The organism is Vibrio breoganii (assembly GCF_001677275.1).
GTDB lineage: Bacteria > Pseudomonadota > Gammaproteobacteria > Enterobacterales > Vibrionaceae > Vibrio > Vibrio breoganii.
Genome location: NZ_CP016177.1, coordinates 1,309,319 through 1,333,813 on the forward strand (window position 1 = coordinate 1,309,319; position 24,495 = coordinate 1,333,813).

At 45.2% G+C, this 24,495-nt stretch carries 22 protein-coding genes; 6 read left to right on the top strand and 16 right to left on the bottom strand.

Annotated features, from left to right (window positions below; all coding sequences use genetic code 11):
- Positions 1-26: 26 nt before the first annotated feature.
- From A6E01_RS06160 to A6E01_RS06170, 3 genes are read left to right on the top strand one after another with little or no spacing between them, the layout of a single operon-like run.
- On the top strand, positions 27-497 hold the full coding sequence (locus A6E01_RS06160; protein ID WP_065209822.1) for an ASCH domain-containing protein: 471 nt from the start codon (positions 27-29) through the stop codon (positions 495-497).
- Entirely contained in the window at positions 487-1,182 is a 696-nt protein-coding gene (locus A6E01_RS06165) for a pseudouridine synthase (protein ID WP_065209823.1), read from the top strand. The genes A6E01_RS06160 and A6E01_RS06165 overlap by 11 nt, the downstream gene beginning before the upstream one ends.
- 14 nt (positions 1,183-1,196) lie before the next feature.
- Complete coding sequence (locus A6E01_RS06170; RefSeq protein ID WP_065209824.1) at positions 1,197-1,655, top strand: NUDIX hydrolase; 459 nt, start codon at positions 1,197-1,199, stop codon at positions 1,653-1,655.
- Between the two features lie 91 nt (positions 1,656-1,746).
- Here A6E01_RS06170 and A6E01_RS06175 read toward each other — a convergent pair whose 3' ends face one another.
- Together A6E01_RS06175 and pulA are read right to left on the bottom strand one after the other, a co-directional pair.
- Complete coding sequence (locus tag A6E01_RS06175) at positions 1,747-2,172, bottom strand: hypothetical protein (protein ID WP_065209825.1); 426 nt, start codon at positions 2,170-2,172, stop codon at positions 1,747-1,749.
- A gap of 603 nt (positions 2,173-2,775) precedes the next feature.
- Complete coding sequence (gene pulA / locus A6E01_RS06180; RefSeq protein WP_065209826.1) at positions 2,776-5,970, bottom strand: pullulanase-type alpha-1,6-glucosidase; 3,195 nt, start codon at positions 5,968-5,970, stop codon at positions 2,776-2,778.
- A gap of 412 nt (positions 5,971-6,382) precedes the next feature.
- Here pulA and ihfA point away from each other — a divergent pair, with 412 nt between their 5' ends.
- Positions 6,383-6,685, top strand: coding sequence for an integration host factor subunit alpha (gene ihfA / locus A6E01_RS06185; protein ID WP_017027221.1), 303 nt, complete (start codon positions 6,383-6,385; stop codon positions 6,683-6,685).
- A 104-nt stretch (positions 6,686-6,789) separates the two neighbouring features.
- On the opposite strand, the gene purT is transcribed toward ihfA, so the two are convergent.
- The 8 genes from purT to A6E01_RS06225 form a co-directional block, all read right to left on the bottom strand.
- A complete protein-coding gene (gene purT, locus A6E01_RS06190; RefSeq protein ID WP_065209827.1) occupies positions 6,790-7,965 on the bottom strand; it encodes a formate-dependent phosphoribosylglycinamide formyltransferase in 1,176 nt (391 codons plus the stop codon).
- Positions 7,966-8,115: 150 nt separating this feature from the next.
- On the bottom strand, positions 8,116-9,009 hold the full coding sequence (gene cdd / locus A6E01_RS06195) for a cytidine deaminase (protein ID WP_065209828.1): 894 nt from the start codon (positions 9,007-9,009) through the stop codon (positions 8,116-8,118).
- A 147-nt stretch (positions 9,010-9,156) separates the two neighbouring features.
- Positions 9,157-9,834: a CidB/LrgB family autolysis modulator gene (locus A6E01_RS06200; RefSeq protein WP_065209829.1), complete on the bottom strand. Its 678-nt coding sequence runs from the start codon at positions 9,832-9,834 to the stop codon at positions 9,157-9,159.
- A gap of 1 nt (position 9,835) precedes the next feature.
- The gene (locus A6E01_RS06205; protein WP_065209830.1) at positions 9,836-10,198 is read right to left on the bottom strand and encodes a CidA/LrgA family protein; all 363 of its coding nucleotides are present in this window, start codon (positions 10,196-10,198) and stop codon (positions 9,836-9,838) included.
- Positions 10,199-10,201: 3 nt separating this feature from the next.
- Complete coding sequence (gene sbcB, locus A6E01_RS06210) at positions 10,202-11,617, bottom strand: exodeoxyribonuclease I (RefSeq protein ID WP_065209831.1); 1,416 nt, start codon at positions 11,615-11,617, stop codon at positions 10,202-10,204.
- Positions 11,618-11,889: 272 nt separating this feature from the next.
- A complete protein-coding gene (locus A6E01_RS06215; protein WP_017027227.1) occupies positions 11,890-12,267 on the bottom strand; it encodes a nuclear transport factor 2 family protein in 378 nt (125 codons plus the stop codon).
- Positions 12,268-12,399: 132 nt separating this feature from the next.
- Positions 12,400-13,770, bottom strand: coding sequence for an L-cystine transporter (locus A6E01_RS06220; protein ID WP_017027228.1), 1,371 nt, complete (start codon positions 13,768-13,770; stop codon positions 12,400-12,402).
- A gap of 192 nt (positions 13,771-13,962) precedes the next feature.
- Positions 13,963-14,622, bottom strand: coding sequence for an NAD-dependent epimerase/dehydratase family protein (locus A6E01_RS06225; protein WP_065209832.1), 660 nt, complete (start codon positions 14,620-14,622; stop codon positions 13,963-13,965).
- Positions 14,623-14,719: 97 nt separating this feature from the next.
- Here A6E01_RS06225 and A6E01_RS06230 point away from each other — a divergent pair, with 97 nt between their 5' ends.
- On the top strand, positions 14,720-15,745 hold the full coding sequence (locus tag A6E01_RS06230) for a succinylglutamate desuccinylase (protein ID WP_017027230.1): 1,026 nt from the start codon (positions 14,720-14,722) through the stop codon (positions 15,743-15,745).
- Here the strand turns inward: A6E01_RS06230 and A6E01_RS06235 are convergent.
- Positions 15,742-16,914 carry an alpha/beta fold hydrolase gene (locus A6E01_RS06235; protein ID WP_065209833.1) on the bottom strand — a complete coding sequence of 391 codons (1,173 nt, stop codon included), beginning with the start codon at positions 16,912-16,914 and terminating at the stop codon, positions 15,742-15,744. The genes A6E01_RS06230 and A6E01_RS06235 overlap by 4 nt on opposite strands.
- A gap of 519 nt (positions 16,915-17,433) precedes the next feature.
- On the opposite strand from A6E01_RS06235, the gene glgC reads away from it, so the two are divergent.
- A complete protein-coding gene (gene glgC / locus A6E01_RS06240) occupies positions 17,434-18,693 on the top strand; it encodes a glucose-1-phosphate adenylyltransferase (RefSeq protein WP_017030695.1) in 1,260 nt (419 codons plus the stop codon).
- A 27-nt stretch (positions 18,694-18,720) separates the two neighbouring features.
- On the opposite strand, the gene A6E01_RS06245 is transcribed toward glgC, so the two are convergent.
- The 5 genes from A6E01_RS06245 to A6E01_RS06265 all read right to left on the bottom strand — a co-directional run bounded on the left by A6E01_RS06245 (position 18,721) and on the right by A6E01_RS06265 (position 24,489).
- Positions 18,721-20,046: an MATE family efflux transporter gene (locus A6E01_RS06245; RefSeq protein ID WP_065209834.1), complete on the bottom strand. Its 1,326-nt coding sequence runs from the start codon at positions 20,044-20,046 to the stop codon at positions 18,721-18,723.
- 89 nt (positions 20,047-20,135) lie between these two features.
- A complete protein-coding gene (locus A6E01_RS06250; protein WP_065209835.1) occupies positions 20,136-21,212 on the bottom strand; it encodes a DUF4056 domain-containing protein in 1,077 nt (358 codons plus the stop codon).
- A gap of 21 nt (positions 21,213-21,233) precedes the next feature.
- A complete protein-coding gene (locus tag A6E01_RS06255; RefSeq protein WP_065209836.1) occupies positions 21,234-22,379 on the bottom strand; it encodes a BamA/TamA family outer membrane protein in 1,146 nt (381 codons plus the stop codon).
- 82 nt (positions 22,380-22,461) lie between these two features.
- Positions 22,462-23,424, bottom strand: coding sequence for a hypothetical protein (locus A6E01_RS06260; protein ID WP_065209837.1), 963 nt, complete (start codon positions 23,422-23,424; stop codon positions 22,462-22,464).
- 90 nt (positions 23,425-23,514) lie between these two features.
- Positions 23,515-24,489, bottom strand: coding sequence for a Gfo/Idh/MocA family protein (locus A6E01_RS06265; protein WP_065209838.1), 975 nt, complete (start codon positions 24,487-24,489; stop codon positions 23,515-23,517).
- Positions 24,490-24,495: the final 6 nt, after the last annotated feature.

The window sequence follows — 24,495 nt, forward strand, 5'->3', positions numbered from 1 at the left end:
AGTTTTACCTATGAGAATGACGAAACATGGATGAGAAAAGCCAATCCTATTTAAATGTATATCTAGAGTCCTTACCTAGCGACATAGCCAATAAATACACTTCATTCAGCGCCGATTATTTTTGTGCAGATGAGTACAACGCCAACCTGTGCGCGCAGCTGATTTTACGCGGCGAAAAGCGCGCCTCGTGCAGTATGGAGTATTGGTACAGTCACGAGGGTGAGGCTATGCCCGCTGTGGGTCACTTGCAAGTTGTTACCGATTGGCAGGGTGAGCCTATTTGCATTATCGAAATTACCTCCGTGGATACCTGCAAATATTGCGACGTTAGCGCTGAGTTTGCAGCCCTTGAGGGGGAAGGCGATAAATCCTTAGATTGGTGGCGAGAAGCCCACTGGAAGTTCTTTAGTTTAGAGTGCCAAGAGTTGGGGATTACACCTACTCAAGAGATGTTACTGGTTTTAGAGCGCTTTAAGGTTGTCTACAGTGCGTCTTGATAGGTTTGTATGCAAAAGTACCGAACTCACCAAAGCTGAAGCCATCGAGCAGATCCACCAAGGAGCGGTCAGCGTCAATGGCGAGGCGATTACCAGCGAAGCGACTCAAGTTCATGAAAACAATGAAATAACCCTTAATGGTGAAAAGCTCATTGCTCGCAGTTTCCGATATATTCTGATGCACAAGGCCGCAGGCACTATCTGTTCCAACAAAGATGAAGTCTATCCATCGCTGTTTAATCAAATCGCTATTGATCGAGTTTCTGAGCTTCATATCGCTGGGCGTTTGGATGCGGATACTACCGGCATGGTGTTAATCACCGACGATGGGCGCTGGTCATTTAATATCACCACGCCAACCCAAAAGTGTGAAAAGGTATACCGCGTTGGGCTAAGTCGTCCTATTGCTGACGATGCTGCTACTAAATTTAGCCATGGCCTCAGCTTGCAAGGCGAGGACAAATTGACCTTACCTGCGGTGCTGGAGGTGATAAGCCAAAAAGAAGTGCTACTAACGATTACCGAAGGCAAGTTTCATCAGGTAAAGCGCATGTTTGCTGCTATTGGCAATAAAGTAGTGTCACTACATCGTGAAAAAATCGGTGCGGTGTCGCTTGATGTGGAAGTCGGGCAGTGGCGATATCTGACACCTGAGGAAATACAGTCGTTTACTAACGGCAAATGAATTTAAGGATGACTATGATCCCAGTAAATACCTCTATTGTTTCTGGTGTGGCGCTATCAAAGATTGATGGCGAGACGAAGATGTTGCTCATGAAAAGGGTGAAGGGGGGCTTTTGGTGTCATGTGGCTGGTTCTATTGAGGGTAACGAAACCGCAGTAGAGGCCATCATCCGCGAGTTTGATGAAGAAACTCAAATACAAGTAGCCGATCTTTATAATGCGCAGTTTTTAGAGCAGTTCTTTGAGGCTAGTGTGAACGTGATTGAGCTGATCCCTGTGTTTGTTGTGCTGTGTCCTGCCAATCAAGAAGTCGAGCTTAATGATGAGCATACGGAATATAAGTGGTGCAGTTTAAGCGAGGCGCTAGAGTTGGCTCCGTTTCCCAATCAGCATGCAGTTTATAGACATGTGTGGTCATACTTTGTTGATAAGCCAATCAATCCGCTTTATCGAGTGGAGCTTGCAAAACAGTAGGGTTTTGAATTTGCCAAAAACAAAAACGAGAGCCAATAGGCTCTCGTTTTTTTTGAAAGGCGAACTTTCTAAATTAATCCTGCCTTGAGGATTAACGGTATTCAATCACGCGTGCAACGTAACGGAATACGCCAGAGTCACCGTAGTAATCTTTGTACAGATCAACAGAGAAGAAGTCAGGCTGGTCTTTTTCGATGTGTTTAGCGATATCTGCGCTCAACTTGTCGATGTTGTGTTGGTTATATACGTGGAATGTATGAACCTTTTCTAGACCCATTTTCTTCGCGTCGTGGTGAGTCACGTAGATGTCTTTGTATTCAGAGATAACGAAACCTTTGTACTCAATTTGTTGAGCATTGGTGTCGATGTCTTTTTCAATCTGAACCATTACCGGAACAGATGTTTCTAGTGAAGCCATATCAGCGTCAATTTTTTGCTGCTCTTGGCCGATGTTTTTTGCCATAGCGCCAGTAGATAGAAGAGTTAGAAGGCCTACTGCAATTAATGTTTTTTTCATGATGATATCCTATTGATACGGCGCGTTTGTGTCCGTACTGTTGTGTTGATGTGGGTAATTTAAGGCAGTTTTTGCCAATCACCAACACGGTTATGTAGGATTAGATCCGTCGAAGAAATACAATAAAAGAAGTTGAAAGGTTCGAGCTTGTCTCTTGATCAAAAGTCAGGATTTAGGGGGAGTGTCATGTCAGAGTGCTTTTCTGGGGCTGCATTCTGGTTAGGCATCTGTTTGTTAGAACGGTTGGTGAAGAGGTCCCCGATAGAGGCGCTCGGGGACGACGTTTATTTCGGGCTATGTTTGTTTAATGTAAACCTAGAATCAACTATTGACGCAAATAGTTGAAAGCTTCGAGTTTATCTCTTGATCAAAAGTCAGGGGCTAGGGGAGTAGTCATGTCCGAGTGCTTTTCTGGGCCAGTACTCTGGTTGGACATCTGATTCTTAGAACGGTTGCTGAAGAGGTCCCCGATAGAGGCGCTCGGGGACGACGGTTTGTTCGGCCTAGGTTGGTTAATTTCAACCTAGAGCCAACTATTGAAGCTAATCAAATTTGTGTATAACAGGCTGATAGCTGATAGCTGATAGCTGACAGCTAAAGGCTTCATCTTTCCTCAAACACCACCGCACTCCACGGTGGCACAATCGCCATATCATCAACCATTTCCGTACCGTCTGCTAACGAGAAGGGGCCAAGTTGAGAATGGAAACGATGAGGCTTAAAGCTGCTCATGTTCAATTGATCTATGGTTTGAATGTCGTTGCGTGCGTTGATCACCACTACAATTCGCTTGCGCTGCGGATCTAGGTTTTCAAACGGCGCTCGGTCATCAATGCTCATGACAATTAAGCCAGGAAGCTGATTTGAGCCAGTATTGTGGAATTTAATGCGCTGACTGATTTCTCTGCCGTCACCTAACGTAAAGAGTGGGCTACTGGTTCTGATTTCCATCATCTCCTTAAAGAAGCGCTCCATAGTGGCGATATCACGCGGAGAGACATCTAACTTGCCTTCTGTGTTCTTATAGATGTTCTCAATCAACGCCCAATTTTGTTCGTCTTCATCGGCACTCGGTAGCCCAACATTCCAGTTGTTGGACTGCTTGGTAAAGTCGACGCGGTTGTACCAATCTCCAGAATCATACGAGTTTCTTTCCATTGATTTGGAGCGTAACAACTCGCTGCCCATGTGATGGAATACGACATTTTGCCCATACATGACTGTGGCTAAGCTGGTGGCATGCATTCGGATGCGAGTATTAAGGTCGGCATCAAATGGCGCTTTGTATTGGTGATTGTCCCATAGGGTTTGGTTATCGTGTTTCTCAACGCAGTTTATGATTTCCCAAGCATCCTTGGCGTAGCCTGCGGGTTCATCGTTGTACTCTAACTCAGAGCCTTTGATGGTGCGATCTTGGCTATCGGTAAACGAAAAATCTCTCAAGTTGCCCGCCATTCCAAGACGCACAATATCGGCTAGGTGCTTTGCTTGGGCTTCGTCTACCTTGTTTAGTTCATTGGGATAAACAAACGCGCCATTGCCAAAGCCTTGCGAGGCTCTTATCTGCTCTTCTTTATCAAATGGAGAACCACCTCGCACTGCATCTCGCATGCGATCGGAGAAGGTGCCTATGCCGGTGCCATATAAATTGAGCTGAGACGCTTGTTGAAACTGACTGTCGCTTTTCACTTCGCCAAAGTCCCAGCCTTCGCCATAAAAATACACCTCAGGGTTTACTTCTTTTGCGGCATCAAGGGTGGCGAGTATTTGCGATTTTGGATGGTGACCCATCAAGTCCCAGCGAAATGCATCTACCTTGTAATCCTTAGCCCAAACCACCACAGAATCTGTGATCAGCTTTTCCATCATTTGTCGCTCTGGCGCTGTGTTTGAACAGCAGGTGCTTTCTTCTACTTCGCCAGTGACAGGATCTAAGCGGTGATAGTAGTTAGGTACAATTTTATCGAGTACCGACTTGTCCGCCATACCAGATTCATTGGTGTGGTTGTAAACCACATCCATAACGACATTCATCTTGATGTCTGACTTAATAGCCATAATCATCTTACGAAACTCGACAATGCGCTGCATGCCATTGGCTTCGGTAGCGTAGGAGCCTTCGGGGGTTGAATAGTGGTAGGGATCGTAACCCCAGTTGTAGCTGTCGTTTTGACTAATAGCCCGGCTCAACTCTTGAACAACCGGCGCTTCAAGAGAGTCCTCGCGAGAGAATTGCTCTAACACCTTTTCGCCAAATAATCCGCCATCACAATACAAGCCAAATTTAGGGTGGCGTATTAGGTTGGGGTTCATCTGACACAGCTTTCTAAACGACTCATTAATATCGGCGCGCTCTGTAAGCTCTTCGTTGACTGTTGCGAAGTCAAATACAGGCATTAGGTGCAAGTGGGTCGCGCCACGTCTTGAGAGCGATTTTAGGTGCGTTACAGGCGCTGAATCACCTTCGGTGAACGCTAGGTATTTACCCCGATAATGGTCCGTTGTGGATTCATCTAGCGCAGAAAAGTCGCGAACATGCGTCTCGTAGATCATGAAGCTGGCAGGGTTTTCCTGAGATACAGGGGAAGAAAGCTCATCCCAACCGGCAGGTTTTAATTCAGAGCTATCCAGATCCACCACTTGGCTGTGTTGAGAGTTGGTGGACAAGCTAAGGGAGTAGGGGTCGGTTACTTGCAGTGTTTCTACTCGACCGGTTTCTGGATGATACAGGGTGACTTCATAGCGGTAAAAGTCGCCATGCGCTAACTCAGTATATTCCGCAAGCCAACTGCCTGAGGCGTTGTCTCTTCTCATTAAAATAGGTGTTAGAGCTCTTAAGTCTTCATCGAAGGGGATGAGCTTGACCTGCTGCGCGGTAGGTGCCCAAAGTCTAAATGTGGCGGTGTCCGATTCATGGTCAATAACCGCGCCGTATTCGAGCTTGGTTGCCTCATCTGCATATAAGCTGTCTAACAGCTCTGCGGTCTGCACTCGTGTTACTGAACTCAGTGCCCGAGCACCTTCCTCGTCAGCATAAGAAACTAACCAGATTTGGCCGCGGATCATATTGGCAATGGTATTGCTATCACCTTCCTTGATTTCAAACGCAGTAAACTCATCGGTGAGATGAGGATAGTCTTGTTGCCAAGCTGAGGCGCTAGACTGTGCCAGTGTTAACGTTGTCGCAGTACCTTCTATAAGGTTGTCTCTTTCATTGATGCTCATGCCACCGGTTGTAGACATGACCAGCTCCGCTTCAGTGGTGTTTTTGGGAACTAATATGAGCGAAGGTGATATCCAGTGAGAGTTGGCACCCTTTAGGCTAACCGCAGTTTCTGGGGGTGTGGTTGAGGGGGTATAAAAAACACGATTAGTATCTTTAAACACATAACCTACCTTAGCGCCTTCGTTTACATTATCTGAAAAACGCAGTTTTAAAGCGGATGTTTGATAATCAGGGTTGAAGCGGTGCGGAGTAAAATTGACGCACTCAGCGTTGGGATCTATTTGCAGATCCCAATACACACCATAATCGGGGTCTTGACCACTAGGCTCTAAACCTGCCTTCCAATCGGTATTATCACCCATATAACCGTCACAGGTTTGATCATTCCACACATGAAGAACGTATTCGGGTTGAGCTTCTGTGGAGTTGAAATAGATTCGAGCGATATCAGGATTAATTAGCGCGGTATCTTGAACTTCGTCTTGCGTTGCGCATCCAATACTAGAGAGTGCGAGAGCAATTGAAATAGACAGGTTGCACCTTGATGCAGGCATTGGAAGCAATGTAGGCATGAAATTCCTTTTCAAGCGGGTGTTAATTAGACAAGTGTACTCAAAATTTTAAAAGTTCCGTGTGAGCCTGTTCACTTTGCTCAACTATTATTCATAGGATAGCAGAACAAGTGACTGAATTTGCTCTATAAAACTCACTTTTTTGTAAACTTTACTCATCAAATAGTCTTGTTTATTCATAAAATTTAACGCAAAAACACTTGAATTATCTAAGTGTCTAATTCTTATAAATATTATTTAGAAAAAAGTTGGCGAAACTGAAAACCTTGGCATACACTTTCGATCGAGTCATCAATATGTAGTTGATTGTAGAGACAAATTTTAGGAGCTATCGTTGGTTTCAATTTAAGTGAAGCCTAGGAGTGACAAACTCTAGCGTAGCAATGGTTCATCTAGCTTTGAGGAAAGTTTTATGGCGCTCACCAAGGCCGATTTGGCTGAAAACCTGTTTGAAAATCTTGGATACAGTAAACGGGATGCCAAGGAAACCGTGGAAGTGTTTTTTGAAGAAATTCGGAAATCACTTGAAAGTGGCGAACAGGTAAAACTGTCTGGTTTCGGCAACTTTGATCTAAGAGACAAAAAAGAACGACCTGGTCGTAACCCGAAAACAGGTGAAGATATACCTATTTCCGCACGTCGTGTGGTCACGTTTAGACCTGGGCAAAAGCTTAAAGCACGAGTAGAAGAGCTTAAGAAAGACGACGTTAAATAACATACCATTTGCGCAAAACAAAAAAAGAGGTCCTATGACCTCTTTTTTGATTTCTCGAAACGTAGAAAACGAGCGTTTCTATATTTGTATCGAGCGTGATTCAATTAGTAATGAATCTTAACCTTCTTGGCTGCATCGACAGCTGAATCAACCGCGCGCGTTGTGTCTTTAGCGCGGGTCAAAATCACACCTAAGCGGCGACGGCCATCAATATCAGGCTTACCAAACAGTCTGATCTGCGTATCAGGATTGCCCACCGCATCTTCAATACCTGTATAAGACAGGTTACTTGACGTGCCTTGACCTAAGATAACCGCAGACGCTGCAGGACCGGTTTGGCGAACCTTGTTGATAGGATTACCCGTGAATGCGCGAACGTGCAAAGCAAACTCTGACATATCCTGAGAGATCATGGTGACCATGCCTGTATCATGCGGGCGAGGGGACACTTCGTTAAAGATGACCTTATCGCCTTTGATGAATAGCTCAACACCAAATAGACCGTAGCCACCCAGCGCGTTAACAATTTCTTCTGCAACGTACTCTGCCGCTTTAAGCGCAACATCAGACATTTGCTGTGGCTGCCATGATTCACGGTAGTCGCCATCTTCTTGACGGTGACCAATAGGCGCACAGAAGTGAACGCCATCGACAGCGCGTACGGTTAGTAGGGTGATCTCGTAGTCAAAATCAATGAAGCCTTCAACGATAACGCGACCTTCACCACTGCGACCCCCCTCTTGAGAGTAGTCCCACGCTTTTTGTACATCTTCTTGCGTGCGGATAACGCTTTGACCTTTACCTGATGAACTCATTACTGGCTTTACCACACAAGGCATGCCAACTTCGGTAACGGCTGAGCTGAAGTCTTCAAACGTGTCAGCAAAGCGATAGTTTGAAGTGTTTAGGTTTAGCTCTTCTGCCGCTAAACGGCGGATACCTTCACGGTTCATCGTCAGTTGCGTAGCGCGTGCGTTAGGAACAACCGTTGTGCCTTTTTTCTCAAGCTCTACCAAGGTATCAGTAGCAATGGCTTCGATTTCAGGAACGATGTAGGTGGGTTTTTCTTTATCAACAATATTTGCCAGTGCTTCACCGTCAAGCATGTCCAATACATAGTTTCGATGCGCCACTTGCATTGCTGGAGCGTTTTCATAACGATCACAGGCAATCACTTCGATGCCTAAACGTTGACACTCGATGGCCACTTCTTTACCCAGTTCGCCAGAACCTAGCAATAAAACCTTAGTTGCACCTGATGCCGTAGCCGTACCCAACATAGTATTTCCTTTAAGAAGATGATTTTTTTCAGCAGATAATACTCAAATTTTTGCGTAGCGCAATCGTTTGCATGGCGATTTTGATGAATTTTTTATGAGAACACCACAGACTAAGCTGTGGTGTTTAATTATAAAGATGTTCTGCAGAGATTATTCGCCAATCGCAACGTAAGCGACAGGGATATCTGGATTAATCGCCTCTATGGTGCTTTGCGTATCCGCAAGGTGCGAAATAGAACCTTCGTTCATTTCAGCTAAACCTACTTCAGCTATTTCAGAGAAGGGTATGCCAGCCATTTGCAGTTGCACTAGTGCTACCTGTAATGGCGGTAAGCTAGGGTTGAATGCGGCGTTTTCTGCGTAGCTTCCACAAAATAGAGTGCCATCTTTGGTCTTGATAGACACGCCACTGTGATCCTTTGTGTAAGGGGCATGGCTGCGATTGAGCGCGTAAATAGCCTTTTCAAGAAGCGGGTCATTCTCAGCAAAGCTGTAGCCATGATCAACCGGAGACATCAAGCCAGACTCGATACCTAGGTCTTTTGGACCAAAGGACTCTGGTAAATACTGCTGTAGCGTCATTTTATCGCGCTCTGGCAGTTGTACAGAAAGATGCTCAGCGGTAGAGAGTTCATTCATGAACTGACGGCAATGACCGCAAGGGCTGAAGTTAATTGTGATATCAGAGATACCTTCTTCGCCTTTCATCCACGCATGGCTGATAGCAGATTGCTCAGCATGTACCGTTTGACCAAGTTGCGCACCGGCAAATTCAAGGTTTGCGCCAAAATACAGCTTTCCTGACGTCCCTTTAACAATGGCGCCAACATAGAACTTTGAGATAGGCGCGACAGAGTAGGCGGCGGCAAACGGCAGTATAGCGACCTTCAATTCTTGTTCGTCGAGCTTGGTGATCTGCTTAAGCGTTTGAAACTGCTCATTGCTTATCTCGCCAGCAAACGAGGGAGAATCAAAGATAGATTTGAAGCCATCTACGTAGTCGGTTGGAAGGTCTTTGTAGAGGTCAATAAAACGCTGGCTCATTGCAGGTTCCTATTAGAAAAATCATTGCAAACAGCATAGTGCAACTCATTGCGAATAGGGAGACTAATCGGTGAGGTAAACGGTTTCGTTCACACTGAATGCGGTTTGTTTGTTCATTTTGAAGCCTTATCGGCTATAGAACAGTGCTTAAGAGCTGAGGCTAAGCATGAGTGTCATTACAAAGGGCGCCAGTAGAGAGGTGATAACGCCACATAAAACTAATGCTAGCGAGCTAAACGCCGCATCCTTTTGACTGTGCTCAAAGGCTGTGGCTGTGCCAAGTGCATGGCTAACGGTGCCCATAGTCAGCCCCTTTGCGATAGGGTGTTTGATCTTTAGTAATTGGTACACAGGATACGCAAGCAGCGAACCTGTTAATCCAGCCAGCAATACCAAAATGGCTGCAACAGCGGGCTCGCCACCAAGCTCAGCAGACACCTGCATCGCTATCGCAGTGGTCACGGATTTACCCATAATGCTGGCGAGTAACTGTGAATCGGCACCAAGCAACACAGCGAGAAGACTCGAGGATAGCATTGCACCTAGGCTACCGATAACGCAGGTGGTGAGGATTAACTTCCACTTTGCACGTATCTCGTTTAACTGCTCATACAAAGGATAAGCAAGGGCTACCACCGCAGGTTGTAACAGGTGTTGAATGAGCTCATTGCCTTGGTAATAGGTTTGATAAGGCACCTTAAAAAGCAACAAGAATGGGATGATAATGGCGAGACTTATCAGCAAAGGGTTCGCCAACGGGTGATGGGCTTTCTTGGCGATAAATCTGGCAATGAAGTAGACAACAATACTGAGCAGTAACCACATATTATTTGTCCTCCGCTAAGAGCTTATCCAGCGCTAAAGAGAGGACAACCAAGATAAACAGGCTGCCTAATACGGTACTCACCAGGATGGCAAGGGCATTGTCTAGCAGCATATGGTAGTGGTTCATTAGGCCTGCACTGATGGGAATGAACAGTAAGATCATGTACTTGATCAATAGTGAGGCGCTAGGTTGAACCCAGTGAGGCTTTACCACGCCACTTACCAAACCCAGAAACAAGATCAATAGCCCAATCACACTTCCTGGTACAGAGAGTGCGAAAAAGTCCTGTATCCAATCACCGATAACAAGCGAAAGGACAATTAAGCCTGCACTTAGCAGATAGAAGAATGCCTTGCTGAGCATTAACTAAGAAACCAACTGTTCAACGTAGTGGTAGATGGCCTTGAGGATCTTCATCTTATGCTCATCCCCTTGATGCTGCGCACCAAGATTTTCTAGGTTTAACATGTAATTAGGCAGTTCTTGCTCAAACTTATCACGACAGTGGAGTAGCCATCGCTTCTGCTCTTGATCGGTCAGAGTATGAAAGAAATTTCGAGCTCGGTAGTTAAACAGCAAAGGAGCGATGCGAGGATCTGTAACTTGAATATCAAGAGAACCTAATACCTCAGGCTTTGCATCTCGGATAATGCGCATCTGCGCCTTATCTGATGGAGAGAAAAAGCCGTTGTACAGCTGCTCTTCGATGTTTGGGCTAGTTGGAAACTCTCGATTTTCTGCAAACACCGCATCGAGTTTTTCTCGAATCTGCGGATGTTGCTGCAGCAACTGCTGTTTTCTCAAGCACTCTTCTTTGTCGATCTGCGTGCGCTCAATAGCGTCAGCAGTCAACACACCTAAAGGCGCAAGAATGGGGCACTTGTTAAGATGCACCAGTTTTACTGGGATAGGCAACTGACCCTCTTCAAGGTCGCTGCGTTTGGTATAAAGTCTGTCTTTGATTTCATCGGCTGAAAGCTCAATTAGCGGCGTAATGTCTTGAGTAAGATCAATGGTGATTAACGCCTTAATCGGTGTCCAACCAATAGGAGCAATTAGAGCGGTTTTCTGGTGCTCAGTGCTGAGCATGCCCGATACGTGAACCAGAGGGGTCATGTTTACAATGTCCACAAGGGCGTTTAGCTTTTGTTTTCCTCTATGTTTGTAGAAGAAATCAAATAGCTTAGGCTGGCTCTGCTTAACCTTTTTTGCCATCTCAATCGTGGCATAGACATCGGCCATAGCATCGTGGGCGTTGCTGTGCTCAATGCCGTTTGCAACCGATAAATGCTCTAATCGAAAACTGGTATTGCCTTCATCATTTTCTGGCCAGTTTACCCCTTCCGGTCGCAGTGCATGACAGGCGCGCATCACATCCAGTAGATCCCATCTAGAGTTGCCGTTTTTGTAGCTCCACTCATAAGGTTCGATAAAATTACGATAGCAAGTGTAGCGGGTGACTTCATCGTCAAAGCGTACGCTGTTATAGCCAAGGGTACAGGTATTTGGGCGACTCATTTCATTGTGAATCGCAGTGATGAATTCTGGCTCTGATAAGCCTTCATTCATCGCCTTTTGCGGCGTAATACCGGTCACAAGTGCCGCTTCAGGATTGGGTAGATAATCTGCAGGGGGTCTGCAATAGATGACTAGCGGCTCTCCAATGACATTTAGGTCGGCATCGGTGCGCACACCAGCAAACTGACACGGTCTATCTTTTGCAGGACTGACTCCCCAAGTCTCGTAATCAAAGAAAAAGAATGTGGGTTGGTCCGTGTGCATAAAAAATGTCCAAATATCAGTGTGTTGTCAGTTATTAGACCATTGCCGAATGCGGATAGCAAACCTCTTTGGCAATGTGCGTAATCAAAGCTCAGCCTAAGGAATAAAACCTGAGTTAACTTAATAAATTAGCAATGAGAAATACGATTCAATTCAGAATCTTATAATAATCTTAGGAGGGAAATCGCAAGGGGGTATGAATTTCCATCAACTGCGGTGGGGTTCCTAGAGATGGATCAAAAAAGGCCCCTTGCTAGGGTCGCATTGTTCGCTTAATACATCGTATTGTCGTTGAGGCTTTCTTTCGGGATTTGTTGTATTGAGTCCCAGTGCTCGACAATCTTTCCATTGCTGTCAAAGCGAAAGAAATCCATGGTGACGTACTGGTCATCATCAGGCCATGTTTGATGGGTATGTAGGGCCACTAAGTCACCTTCCGCAACAGCGCGCACGAACTCAATCTCTTTATCAGGGTAGTGCTGCTGCATTTCAGTAAAGTAGTCGATAAAGGATTGCTTACCATCCCCAACTAACGGGTTGTGCTGTATATAGTCATCTCCCACATACAGCTCTACCGCTTGCTTAGGACTACCGAGATAGGCCATTTTGTAAAAGGCGATGGCGTTCTTTTTGTTGGATTCGAGCTTCATAGAGATGTGCCTCAGCGTTAACGTAATAGTGGTTAAAAGCTAGGCGATATTGTGGGATTGCGCGAACTCTAAATACACAAAAACCGAGGCAAAAGCCTCGGTTTGATAGCGTAAGAACGAGAGCGCGAGTGATTAAGCGTTGGCTTCTTCTAGCTGTTCTTGCTTCTCTTTACCTAGGATACGTGAAGTAATCGTACCTGCGGTCATTGCACCAGAAACGTTTAGGGCCGTACGCGCCATATCAATTAAAGGCTCGATAGAAATCAGTAGTGCGGCAATCCATACCGGCAGTCCCATTGCTGGCAACACGATAAGAGCTGCGAAGGTTGCACCGCCGCCAACACCGGCAATACCAAATGAGCTGATGGTGATGATAGCCACAAGCGACAAGATGAAGCTGAAGTTCATTGGGTCAATACCCACTGCCGGAGCCACCATGATAGCTAGCATTGCTGGGTAGATGCCTGCACAGCCATTTTGACCAATGGTTGCGCCAAATGATGCAGATAGGTTTGCAATTGCTGGTGGCACGTTCAGTTTAGTGATCTGTGCTTCTACGTTTAGCGGAATGGTTGCCGCTGAGCTGCGAGAGGTAAATGCAAATGTTAGTACTGGCCAGATTTTCTTGAAGTATTCTTTCGGGCTAACGCCAACAAGAGATACAAGCAAGCCGTGCACAACGAACATTAGAGCAATTGCTACGTAAGAGGCAACGATAAAGCCAAGCAGATTTAGGATGTCTGATGCACTTGAGGTTGCAACGACTTTCGCCATCAATGCCGCGATGCCGTATGGCGTTAGAGCCATGATCATTTTAACGAGACGCATCACCACAGACTGAGCCACTTCAACGAAGGTGCGAATAGGTTGCTCTAGCTCTTCTTTCTCGATCATTACTTTACGAGCCGCAATGCCCATAAGCACGCTGAAGATCACTACAGCAATGATTGAAGTAGAGCGAGCACCTGTCATGTCGCTAAACGGGTTTGTCGGAATAAAGCTTACCAGCATTTGCGGGATAGTTAGATCCGCAACGCGGTCAATACGGCTCTCTAGTACGGCGATACGTGCAGTTTCGCGAGCACCTTCAGCCAGTCCTTCAGCCGTTAGACCAAATACTTGGGTAACGGCAATACCAACTAGTGCAGAGATGGCGGTAGTAAATAGCAACACGCCAATAGTCAGTCCGCTGATTTTTCCAAGAGAACCTGAGTTGTCCAGTTTAACGACAGCAGAGACCATAGATACCATCACCAGGGGCATGATGATCATCTTAAGAAGTCCAACATAACCACTGCCGACCACTTTTACCCAATCAAGAGTTTGAGCAATAGCAGGGTTTCCTTCGCCATAGATAAGTTGTAGTGCTAAGCCAAAACCACTACCAGTAACTAAGCCTAAAAGTACAAGACGGGAGAGTGTATTTTGTTGTTTTTGTTTAGAAAATAGAAAATAGATGATACCAACAAAGACCGCTAAGTTGGCAACGACAGCAACTGACATAGTTATTCCTTTAAAGTGTAAATCCGTGTGTTTTTATAATCAGATCTTGAAAAGAGAGCATAGATTATCGAATTTTCCACTCAGTCATAAGTTCAAAAAGGAATAACATATTCCAATTGTGGTTATCAGTTGTAGTTATAGCTTGTGGTAATAGAAGGCTAACTAATTCAACAACTTGATGGTTCTAATGGGTTAACCATTCATCTCACGATAGTTGGCAATGGTTTCGCCACGGTCGTTAACGTCAATACACAGGCGATCCACCAGATATTTCGCCACGTCTTGAGCGTGAATAGGGCGAAGATTTTCAAGTGGACCCAACATAATAGGTTTTACGACCTTAAGGACTTTCTGCAGTACGACCTCGTCCCATCTAGGCGCTGTTCGCTCCCCTTGTAGCGGGCCTGGCCTTGCAATAACAAGCCTCTCAAAGCAAAGTTGTTGCAGGTCTCGCTCCATCTCTCCCTTACATTTTAGGTAGTGAGAAGGAGAATCGGCTTTAGCACCATAGCTAGACACCACACCTAACCGCTTAACGCCTAAGTTCTTCATTGTTTCTGCAAACGAGATAACCAAGTCATGGTCGATGCGATAGAGTGCTTCATTGCTTCCAGCCTGTTTCTTGGTGGTGCCCAAGCAAATAAGCCCAATAGTTGCATTAATGTCTAATGAGTTGTCGAACGCCTCATTGGATAGGGTAACCAGTGAATCTGCCGAGAGCGTTAACGGTCGCCTTGTTGGCGCGTAGATTTTGTCGACATATTCAGGGTGCTGCAGAAGATAATGAATGGCGTGCTGTCCTATAAGGCCAGTGCCTCCGGCGAGAATGAGATTGGGCTTTGTGATTTCCATAGAGAATGCCTATTAATCTTCTGTCACTAATACAGAGTTTCGGTATGATGTTGCTTCGATGTTACATCTATATAGTAGGCTTCGGAAGGGAGAATCCATGCCAGTACCATTATTTGAGTCCTCATTTTTACAAGACACGCTTCAAGCATCTGCGACTTCGCCTCGCTCTATTACCCTGAGCAATGGCGTGCAAATGAGTTTGTTGCAAAAGGGAGTACTTAAAATTTCCCCGCCGGCTGACGCAAAACAAGCCAAACACATGGTTATTTCTAGCGCGGTTCATGGCAATGAAACGGCGCCTATCGAAATGGTGGATGATCTTGCTAGCCAAATTGCCAGCGAGTCTATTGTGCCGCAGCACCACTTACTGCTGATTATTGCGCACCCTAAGGCAATCCTTGCAGAAGAGCGATTTGTGGAAACAAACCTCAATCGCCTGTTTGGCGATGCCGATTATCCACAGTCTGAAGAACTCGCTCTGGCGGTGTCTCTAAAAGAACAAGTCACCCAGTTTTGGCAAGATGTGCCAATGGCAAGTCGCTGGCATTTGGATATGCATTGCTCCATTCGCGCTTCTAAGCACTATACCTTTGCTATCAGTCCGCAATCGGCTTATCCAACCAGACAAAAAGAGTTTATCGACTTTATGCAAAATGCAGGCATAGAAGCGGTGCTACTATCCGAAGAGCCTTCAAGTACGTTTAGTTGGTTTAGTTCGAGTAAATTTGGCGCACAGGCAGCTACCTTGGAGTTGGGACAGGTGGCAAAGTTTGGTCATAACGATATGAACAAACTGGCACAGTATCACAAAGCGTTTCTAGAGCTTGTTCAATCGGTAGAGTCGAGCACTGCGACAGATATGATCACCTACCAAGTGGACAGTTCAATCTATCGTGAAAATATGGACTTTGAATTCTACTTTGACAAAGCGTTACCTAATTTCTCAAGATTTGCTGAGGGTGAAGAGCTGGGTAAAGACGGTGACAAGGCGTTAACCATGACGGTAGAGCAGGGCGGCGTTGTGTTTCCTAACCCTAATGTAGAGCTTAAACAAAGAGCCGCACTGATTGTAAAACCCTGTGCGACTCGATATGTCGACAATCAACTGACGGTAATAGATTAGTTACTATTGTCGGCAAGGAAGCGATTCAACTTCTGCATGCTTTGATCAAAGTAAGGGTTCCAACTTATCCGAGCCCTTACTTGAGTCTCTTCACCATCCCCAAATGCAGCAAACCAGACTTGGTCGCTGGCCACTTCTGAACAATCTTCAGGCATGCCTTCTGGTTGCTCTCTAAAGCACAGCCTTACCTCACCATCGCGTTTATAAATAGGATTGTCCGGTGAGAATACTAAGGATATATGTGACGCACTCAAGATCTTCTGCTGGGGAAGGTCCATGCTATAGCGGGTTATGCGTTCATCTTTATATTGAGTCTCACCAAACCATAGAAGCTCACTCTGACTGTTGGTAAATCTCTCAGAAAACTGTTCCACGGCGTACTGCGAGTCAATGGTTTCGTCAGCTTCACTTAGCATGACAAAAGTAGGCTTGTCGTAACTGGCATCGTCTATGTAGTCTCGAACCACTGCCGATGTCTCGTAATAGGTCGCCGCGCCATTCATATGCAGCGAGTTGTAACGGGTATAGTTATCCTCTTTTGTTTTGCCTTCCCAATCGACAAACCATTTAGCGTAAGGGGAGTACTTCGCCAATGAGTTACGTGGTTTAAATGCAGGAGAGAACAGCAATAGCCCTTTTACGGTTGGCTGTTGATAGGCTAAGGCGGTCACTAGGTTTGCTCCTGTGGAGAACCCACCGAGCCAAACACCTTCCACTTTTTCATTGAGCAATTGGTAGTGATGAGCGACAACGTTTTGCCAATCCTCTAGCTCAGGAAGCGACAAATCTGCAGCCCGCGTTCCGTGACCGGGTAACAAAATGACTCGCACTAGATAGCCTTGAGCGGCAAGGTCGGGAGCGATATCCACATAAGAGAATGGAGAGTCCCCAAGCCCATGTACTAACAGAATACCTTGTCCATTTGGATTTTGGGGAACAAGCTCAAAAGGTGCTACAGCGCTAAGTTCGGTTTGCTTGTCGTCGGTAAAGAATACTCGATTTTCAAGTAACCACTGTTGAGTCTCAGCAAGGTAGGTTTGATAGTCTTCTTGCATGTAGGGCTGTAGTGATTTTGATGCGACAAATTGTGGATCTTCAGGTTCACTGGCACATCCAGAGAGAGTTAAAGCAAAAACGGGTAATAAAACTAGTTTTTTGCACTTGAGCATTATCTATATCCTTATAAATGGTCAGTATGCTGGCATATGTATCCACTTGCTTAAAATAGATTGAAATAATCTATCGCAAAGCACTTTGGAGGCAACTTTGCTTACATCAGTCATTTGAATGTAACTTAAATTTATACCAAGCATAGGTTTACTGTAATAAATACTCAGCATTATTCAATTAGATTAAGAAACTGATTTCTGGCTTGGTATCTATTTTGCATTTCTGTGGATTATCAAGCAGAAACCATAGATTTGAGTGATGAGTGGGAATGAAAGGATTGTTTGAGTTTTGTACAATCTGTGACATTATTCACCAAATTGCATCTTGCTCACACGTTTGCGTGACCTATCTCTCATTATCATTATATTGAGATTTGATCTTTCTAAAAGTGTGAGTTTAAGCAGATATATTTTGAAGGATTAATTTATTATCTCTGCAATGACGAACAAAAGAGCTTTTGAAAAGCCGTAAGTCGTTTTTTATTACATTATATTAGTTCAATGTTAGAGGCCCCCAGAATGACGGAACATAATAATAATTACTCGCATTTGTCGAGTAACAAATTAGTACGTAACACAGTTGCATTAGTACTAGCAGGCGGGAAAGGTACTCGCCTGAAGGGATTAACCAAAGAGATCGCAAAACCAGCTGTTTCTTTTGGTGGTAAATACAAAATTATCGATTTCACACTTTCAAACTGCATCAACTCAGGTATTCGTCGTGTAGGCGTACTGACTCAGTTCATGGCACACGATCTTATCGATCACGTGCAAAAAGGCTGGGGCTTTATGACCAACTCTACGCTTGATGAGGGTGTTGCAATTATCCCAGCACAACAGCGTGTTGGTGAATCTTGGTACCGTGGTACAGCTGATGCTGTATACCAGAACCTTGATTTGATTCGCAGACGTAAATGCGAACAAGTTCTGATCCTTGGTGGCGACCACATTTATAAGATGGATTACTCTCGCATGCTTAACTTCCATGCTGAAAGTGGTGCAGACGTAACAGTTGCTTGTATCAAGAAACCAATCGAACAAGCATCTTCATTTGGTGTAATGTCACTGGATGATAACGGTCGTATCGTTAGCTTTGATGAGAAGCCAGAAAACCCAACTCCACATCCAAAAGATCCAAGCCAATCACTTGTTTCTATGGGTATCTACATTTTCAATGCAGATATCTTGGACAAAGAGTTGAACGATGCTCTACTAGACCCAGAATACGGTCACGATTTCGGTCACAACATCATTCCAAACCTTTTAGAGCGTGCACGCGTAAACGGTTATGTATTTACTGAACGTCATCCTGGTAACAACGGTTACTGGCGCGATGTAGGTGATTTGGATGAGTACTATGCAGCTAGCATGGACCTTGTTGCTCCAGATCCTGAACTAGACTTATACGACCACTCTTGGCCGATCATTACTCAGCAGCAGCAACGTCCGGGCGCAAAATTTGTGTTTAACGATGAAGACCGTAAAGGCTTCGCTGTAGATTCGGTTCTATCTGCGGGTACGATTATCTCTGGTGCAGAGGTGAATCACTCACTAGTAGCGACTAACTGCCGCATTGAAGAAGGCACAGTACTTCAAGACAGCATTATTCTTCCAGAAACCGTCATTGGTAAGAACTGTCGACTAACTAAGGTTATTGTGGGTGAGAACACTATCATCCCTGATGGCACAGTTATCGGTGAGAACCTAGAAGAAGATTCTAAACTGTACGAAGTTACTAAAGGTGGCGTTGTACTAGTGACTGAAGCAAGCTTCCAGTAAGCATTGCAAAAGTTGATGAAATGGAGCCTATTGGCTCCATTTTTTTTGCAATCGAGAAATGGTTGCGCGGTAATTATTCCAAGCAAAAATGCCCGCGAGGGTGTTACCGATTGCGGCCCCAATAAATAAACCTTGCAAGCCACCCAGGTATGCGCCGGCATACAAACAGGGCAAAAAGAAAACAAACAGTCGGCAAGATGAAACCAGTAATGCCTTCATTGGTTTGCCCAAGGCATTGGAAACAGAAACCAATAAGATACAAACGCCCAGCGGAGCAAGGCTAAAGGGGACAATAACCAAATGCATGTCCAAAATTCGCTCTACACTTTGCTCACCTGTCATTAAGGTAGCCAGTTGTCCTGAGATAACCAAGGTGATCAGCGCCACTAGCACTTGTGAGCCAAGAATATATACGCAGGCAATATTGACCAACTTGATGATCTTATCGCTGTCTTTCGCCCCAACAAATCGACCTATCATAGGTGGCATGGACATAGTTAAGGCAAGCACGCTGACAATAGCAAAAAACTCATAACGACTTCCTAGAGCCCAAGCAGCAACTGCGGCTGTGCCGTATGATGCGAGAAGCTTAGTTGAAAGCATTGCCGCTAGAGGCGGCATCAGCTGGCTGGTCATTGCCGGCATCATGATACCGAACAGTGAACTAATGCTTTGTTTGATATCTAGGTTACCCCAGTCAAAGGAATAGTAGTGCTTTGATTTAATTCGGTAGACTACGTAGAGAATACCGATACCGAAGGCAATGATGGTTGCCACTGCCGCGCCATGGATTCCCATATCAAAATAGAAAATGAAGATAGGGTCGAGCACCACGTTTAAGATGCTGGTTACCACCATCATGATGCCGGGCAACATAGTATTACCGTTTGCACGACATACGCTGTATAAAAAATACAGCACCGCACCAACCCAAGCACTGATCAGCCACACTATCCAATAAGTATCTATGATAGGAAAGACTTCTTCGGTCGCTCCTAGTAGAGACAGCAATGGCGAACGAATCAAATACAAAAATAAGCAAATAGCGGCACAACCAACGCTACCGAGTGCCAGCACCAATCCACCTAGTTGCTTGGCGTACTTTTCATCGTTTGCACCTAAAGCATGGGCAATGACAGAAGTGGTTGCGATGCCAAGGCCTACTTGCACCCCAATGATCAGTTGGCCAATAGGAAGGGTGAAACCTTGCGCGGCTAGAGGGAGAACGCCAAGCTGTGCGATAAAGGCTGAATCGATAAGCTGGAAACTCATTAAAGAGAGTACGCCAAAGATCATTGGCCAGGTCATCTTATAGAGTTCGATACCTAAGGTTCGGCTAGTCTGTGATTTCATTAATATCAGTTTGATTCTTAAGGGAATTATAGTGAGTAGTAAGAGTAGTCGCTATCTGGTCTCGCTGCGAGCGAGACCAGTGCTGAACTTTAGTACGGCGGTAACAACTGATTGTTGTTTAGCTTATGTTGATCATCCACTTTCTTAGCGAACTGTGCAATTTCTGAAAATTGCTTTTTAGTCCAAACGTGGCGTTCTTTAAGGTAACCGGGTAGTGCACTAAAGTTCTTCTCAGAATCGGTGGCAACGAGAGTAAGGTAACCAAATTCTTCAAGGTATTCATATTCAGATAGTGACGTTGTCACTCTATTGTCACTGTCTCCCCAATGCGGAGTAATGGTTAACCTAGGTTCGTAGTCGCGGGTTTTGACAACCCATTTGTTGGGCAGTCGCTTGCCACTGTCCCACCATTTCTTATCAAGACCATCCATAATCTCTTCAGTTCGGTCTTCGTTTTGAGCGCCAAGCTCAGTCAGTTTTCTCAGAAATATCTCAGAGAAGGCTTGCTGATACTCTTCTTTCGTTGGATTTGAATTGGTTTCTAAAATCTCTATTGCAATAAAAGCGCCAAGCATATTGGAGTAGAGATCTTCTGGAGAATAAGCTGATGGGTATTCTTTGAATCCGGCAACCGAGGTAAAACCAAACCACTGAGCAACTTCGTGCCACTGTGCTAAACGATAGGCAAGAAGGCCACTTAGCTCTATTTCAGCTTGTGCCTGCTCTTCAGGCGTCATATCAACAAGCTTATCCGTCATCTCAATCATACGACTGCGAAGCTCATCTTCTAGGATGACCTGCTTTTTCGTGCCTAGTTGTCCACTGATTTGAGAGTGTAAGTAGAGCGTATAATCTGCGGTATCTCGGACATGGGCGGTATCAATGATGCCGCCTTTTGACGTATAGATAAGTCCATTCGACTCATCACCGGTGCCCATTAGGCTACTCGCAACACCTTGTTCTCCATCGTTGTATAGATGATCTTCGAGATCGGAAAGCTCGACAATATTGTTAACTCGAAAGAAGGGGACTGGAACAACGCCGAGTTCTGACTTCATGTTGATACCAAAGGCACAACAGGGGCGGACGCCACTAGGCGCATCTATTGCATAGCTTGCAGAAGAAAAGAGAGTGATTCCTGCGATAAGTAGAGATTTTAGTTTCATTAAATGCCTTTAAAGGGTTCTTTAGAACGCTTCATGTATATTGAAATAAACAGTGGTCTCGTCTCCAAAGCCTAGGTCAAGACGAACATTGACTCTAGGTTTGAAAGCAAAACGGTAACCGACTCCATAGGTAGGGAGCCAACTGTCTTCAAATAATCCTTCAAAGTGAGGGGCGATATTTCCTGCTCCGCCCCAAATTACAGCGCCATGTCGTTCGTTAAACTTGTGGCGGTATTCTAGCTGTGCGGCCATCTGATAGCGGTCTCTGTACCGGCCGCTATAGTAACCGCGCATGCGATCGTCCCCACCCAATTTGCTCATAGCAAACCAAGGGAGGTCTTCGTCATTGCTTAGCCCTTGCACAAAGTAGTCAAAGGCGAGGATGTTATCGTCGTATAAATTCACATACTCACGATAATTGATGGTCAGCTCTTCATAATCGTAATCACCACCGAAGGCTTTTACATACCATCGATGTTCAAAGCTAACTAGGCGACCAGAGTAAGGGTTGGTTTCGTAGTCTCGGGTATCGTATTCAAGTGCCAGAATAATACCCAGGTTAGTAGTGTCTTCCAATTGCTCAGGCGTCAACGCGCTACCGTCTGATTCTTGATGGTATAGGAACGTGGCGTCGAAACCGGTTTTGATAAAGTAGCCATCTATAAACTGGTAGGCAACGGTGGGCTCTAATCTAAGGTATAGGGCTTCATGCTGGGTTTCATTGCCATCTTGTTCAGCGGCATCTTTTCCCACGCCCCAATATTTACTGGGTGTCTGAGAGAGACGTCCCATCAAACCTAACTTCCATTGGTTTTGATTTAAGAACGTTGTGTTGTCGACGCCTATCCCGTAAGTACCTTCTGACGATACATAGCCGCTCAGCGTTAGAGTAGAGAGTTGGTTGCCTGTTTCAAGGCCTTGAGGCGCATACAAACCCACGGCGGCCACACCAATACCGACACCTTGTTCAGGGTTGGCAAAGGGGCCGGGTAAAACGCCCCAATCCATGCCACCAGACAAATCCACCTCATCACTAGAGCCAAAGAACTCCAGTAAATCGGTCACCCAACCCGTGCCTTTGTTGGTCAGGTCGTTACCTTCAGCCAATGCGTAAAAGGGGGCGCTAGAAAGTAGCAGCAGGCTTATTGGATTGGATAAACGCTTCATTAACTGCGTACACCATGTTGACCTAAGGTGTTAGCCTTAGGTGTATGTGCGCGGATAAATAGGGACGGGTTTGTTGGCATCTTTAAAAGCGGGTGTCCAAAGAGATAAATGCACTTTGACGGTCGCCAAAGCCAAATTCACCGATGATGTTGAAAGTAGGGTTGATGACGTAGTTGAAGCCGACGACGGTGTTCCATTCAGATTCAAGCTCCTGTTTAACAACAAAACCTGCTGTTTCTCCTTCTGCTTCAATCATGTTTACGAACTCCGCGGGGAAAATATCTCGTAAATCACCCTTTAGGGTTTGTTGAATATTCTGATATTGACCACCCACCCAAACACGAATTGGATGGCCGTGATTAGTAAAATCAAAACCTACTCTTGGCGTTACAACGATAGAGTCGATGCCGCCATCAATAACAGTAAGATTAGTTTTAGTGTAACTTGCATCAATAATGGTGAACCATTCTTCATACCCACCAGCAACAACGAAACCACCACCATACATGTTGCCGTCGAGGTCAAGCTTGAACGGAAGTTGTGGTAGCGTGAGGTTGCGATCATTACCGTAGTTTACGTTTACTATTATGTCTGTTTCAGAATAGCCAGATATCTTCCCGGCAATAGCGTAAAAGTTTAAGAATGGGAAAAGCCACATATCTGCGCGAACAGTCCATACCTCACTTTCTTGATACCCACCAATAGTCTCTACATCAATGCTATTGATTGGGATATCAGCGGGGATCCCAGGAATTGGTGGGATTAGGCAATCACCAGTAATTGGATTACAAACACCAGGGAAACCGGGAGTACCTTCATTTCCAAGACTGTCTTTTATGCCATTTAAATCTATTGAAGTAACATTAATCCCTTGCTCGACCTTCATGTAACCCACGCTAAGTCCAAATGCTTTAGGCAGAACGTAACCACGCTCTTCTGCTTCTGACTTCCAAATAGGGAGCTCGAATGATGAGGCGTATGAATAGGTGGGAGCAAAAGTAGTGCCAATGATGGCGGCGGCAGTGGAGAAACGTCTAAGTTCCATTCAGAAATCCAAAAGGTATAAAATTGTGATACGGATAACGCAATTATATACCCTTTGAACAAAAAAGTGAGAAATTACACAGATTTACACTTAGCTAAGTGGGTGTTTTATATTCACTTTGTTTAGTATTTCATCGATTAGTTGCAATGTAGCAATAGTCTGCTCAGGAGATATCACCTCACTGAATAATTTTCCTTCACGTAGACAGCTTTGCACTTCGCGAACTTGATACTCAAACCCCGAACCTTCATGAGGGAGATTAAGCGCAATGGGATCGTTACCGTACACCTCAAGCGTTGCTTTCGTGGCATCCCAAAAAGCGCCATCAATGGTTAATTTGCCGTCACTACCATAGATGGTCATGCTGTTATCTAGGTTGGACCTAAAAGAGCAGGTGAACTGGCTGGTGAAGTCGCCGTAATCCAATGTCGCAGAGCAGCGTTCATCAACATTGGTTTCGCCAACGAACACATGTGACGAGATACTTTGTGGCTCTCGTTTAGCTAGATATTGAGTCAAAGAAATATTATAGATGCCTGCGTCGAGCAGCACACCACCAGCCAGTTTTGGATTGAATAAGCGGTCTTCATAATTGCGCTCTGCCTTGAATCCAAAAGTAGAGTGGATATTTTCTAGCTGTCCAATTTGACCTTCTTCAACCCAGCGTTTTACCTCAAGCCAAGTAGGAAGAAATCGGCTCCACAGCGCCTCCATCAAAAAGACGTTGTTGTCTTTGGCAATCTGAAATAACGCTTTGGCTTGGGAGGCATTAACAGTAAGCGGCTTTTCACACAATACAGCCTTGCCTGCTTTAAGACACTGCTTAGCAGTATCAAAGTGAAACTGGTGGGGACTGGCGATATAGATAACATCGATTTCTGGAGAGTGGATGAGCTCAGCATAACTATCGAACACATGGGTTATATTGTGCTGCTTGGCAAATGATTCTGCGTTAGGACGACTGCGACTGGCCACACCATATAATCTGCCATCATTGATTACGCTAAATGCTTCGGCGAAGCGATTAGCAATACGCCCCGGTGCGATAATTCCCCAGTTGATCATCCGTTA

What these genes read in the sequence shown, in the direction of transcription:
- A6E01_RS06160 (WP_065209822.1), top strand. Translation starts at nt 27, where the DNA reads ATGGATGAGAAAAGCCAATCCTATTTAAATGTATATCTAGAGTCCTTA.
- A6E01_RS06265 (WP_065209838.1), bottom strand. Translation starts at nt 24,489, where the DNA reads ATGATCAACTGGGGAATTATCGCACCGGGGCGTATTGCTAATCGCTTC.
- A6E01_RS06175 (WP_065209825.1), bottom strand. Translation starts at nt 2,172, where the DNA reads ATGAAAAAAACATTAATTGCAGTAGGCCTTCTAACTCTTCTATCTACT.
- A6E01_RS06220 (WP_017027228.1), bottom strand. Translation starts at nt 13,770, where the DNA reads ATGTCAGTTGCTGTCGTTGCCAACTTAGCGGTCTTTGTTGGTATCATC.
- A6E01_RS06245 (WP_065209834.1), bottom strand. Translation starts at nt 20,046, where the DNA reads ATGAAATCACAGACTAGCCGAACCTTAGGTATCGAACTCTATAAGATG.
- purT (WP_065209827.1), bottom strand. Translation starts at nt 7,965, where the DNA reads ATGTTGGGTACGGCTACGGCATCAGGTGCAACTAAGGTTTTATTGCTA.
- A6E01_RS06250 (WP_065209835.1), bottom strand. Translation starts at nt 21,212, where the DNA reads ATGAAACTAAAATCTCTACTTATCGCAGGAATCACTCTCTTTTCTTCT.
- A6E01_RS06200 (WP_065209829.1), bottom strand. Translation starts at nt 9,834, where the DNA reads ATGTGGTTACTGCTCAGTATTGTTGTCTACTTCATTGCCAGATTTATC.
- cdd (WP_065209828.1), bottom strand. Translation starts at nt 9,009, where the DNA reads ATGAGCCAGCGTTTTATTGACCTCTACAAAGACCTTCCAACCGACTAC.
- A6E01_RS06255 (WP_065209836.1), bottom strand. Translation starts at nt 22,379, where the DNA reads ATGAAGCGTTTATCCAATCCAATAAGCCTGCTGCTACTTTCTAGCGCC.
- A6E01_RS06260 (WP_065209837.1), bottom strand. Translation starts at nt 23,424, where the DNA reads ATGGAACTTAGACGTTTCTCCACTGCCGCCGCCATCATTGGCACTACT.
- ihfA (WP_017027221.1), top strand. Translation starts at nt 6,383, where the DNA reads ATGGCGCTCACCAAGGCCGATTTGGCTGAAAACCTGTTTGAAAATCTT.
- A6E01_RS06235 (WP_065209833.1), bottom strand. Translation starts at nt 16,914, where the DNA reads ATGCTCAAGTGCAAAAAACTAGTTTTATTACCCGTTTTTGCTTTAACT.
- glgC (WP_017030695.1), top strand. Translation starts at nt 17,434, where the DNA reads ATGACGGAACATAATAATAATTACTCGCATTTGTCGAGTAACAAATTA.
- pulA (WP_065209826.1), bottom strand. Translation starts at nt 5,970, where the DNA reads ATGCCTACATTGCTTCCAATGCCTGCATCAAGGTGCAACCTGTCTATT.
- sbcB (WP_065209831.1), bottom strand. Translation starts at nt 11,617, where the DNA reads ATGCACACGGACCAACCCACATTCTTTTTCTTTGATTACGAGACTTGG.
- A6E01_RS06205 (WP_065209830.1), bottom strand. Translation starts at nt 10,198, where the DNA reads ATGCTCAGCAAGGCATTCTTCTATCTGCTAAGTGCAGGCTTAATTGTC.
- A6E01_RS06170 (WP_065209824.1), top strand. Translation starts at nt 1,197, where the DNA reads ATGATCCCAGTAAATACCTCTATTGTTTCTGGTGTGGCGCTATCAAAG.
- A6E01_RS06230 (WP_017027230.1), top strand. Translation starts at nt 14,720, where the DNA reads ATGCCAGTACCATTATTTGAGTCCTCATTTTTACAAGACACGCTTCAA.
- A6E01_RS06215 (WP_017027227.1), bottom strand. Translation starts at nt 12,267, where the DNA reads ATGAAGCTCGAATCCAACAAAAAGAACGCCATCGCCTTTTACAAAATG.
- A6E01_RS06225 (WP_065209832.1), bottom strand. Translation starts at nt 14,622, where the DNA reads ATGGAAATCACAAAGCCCAATCTCATTCTCGCCGGAGGCACTGGCCTT.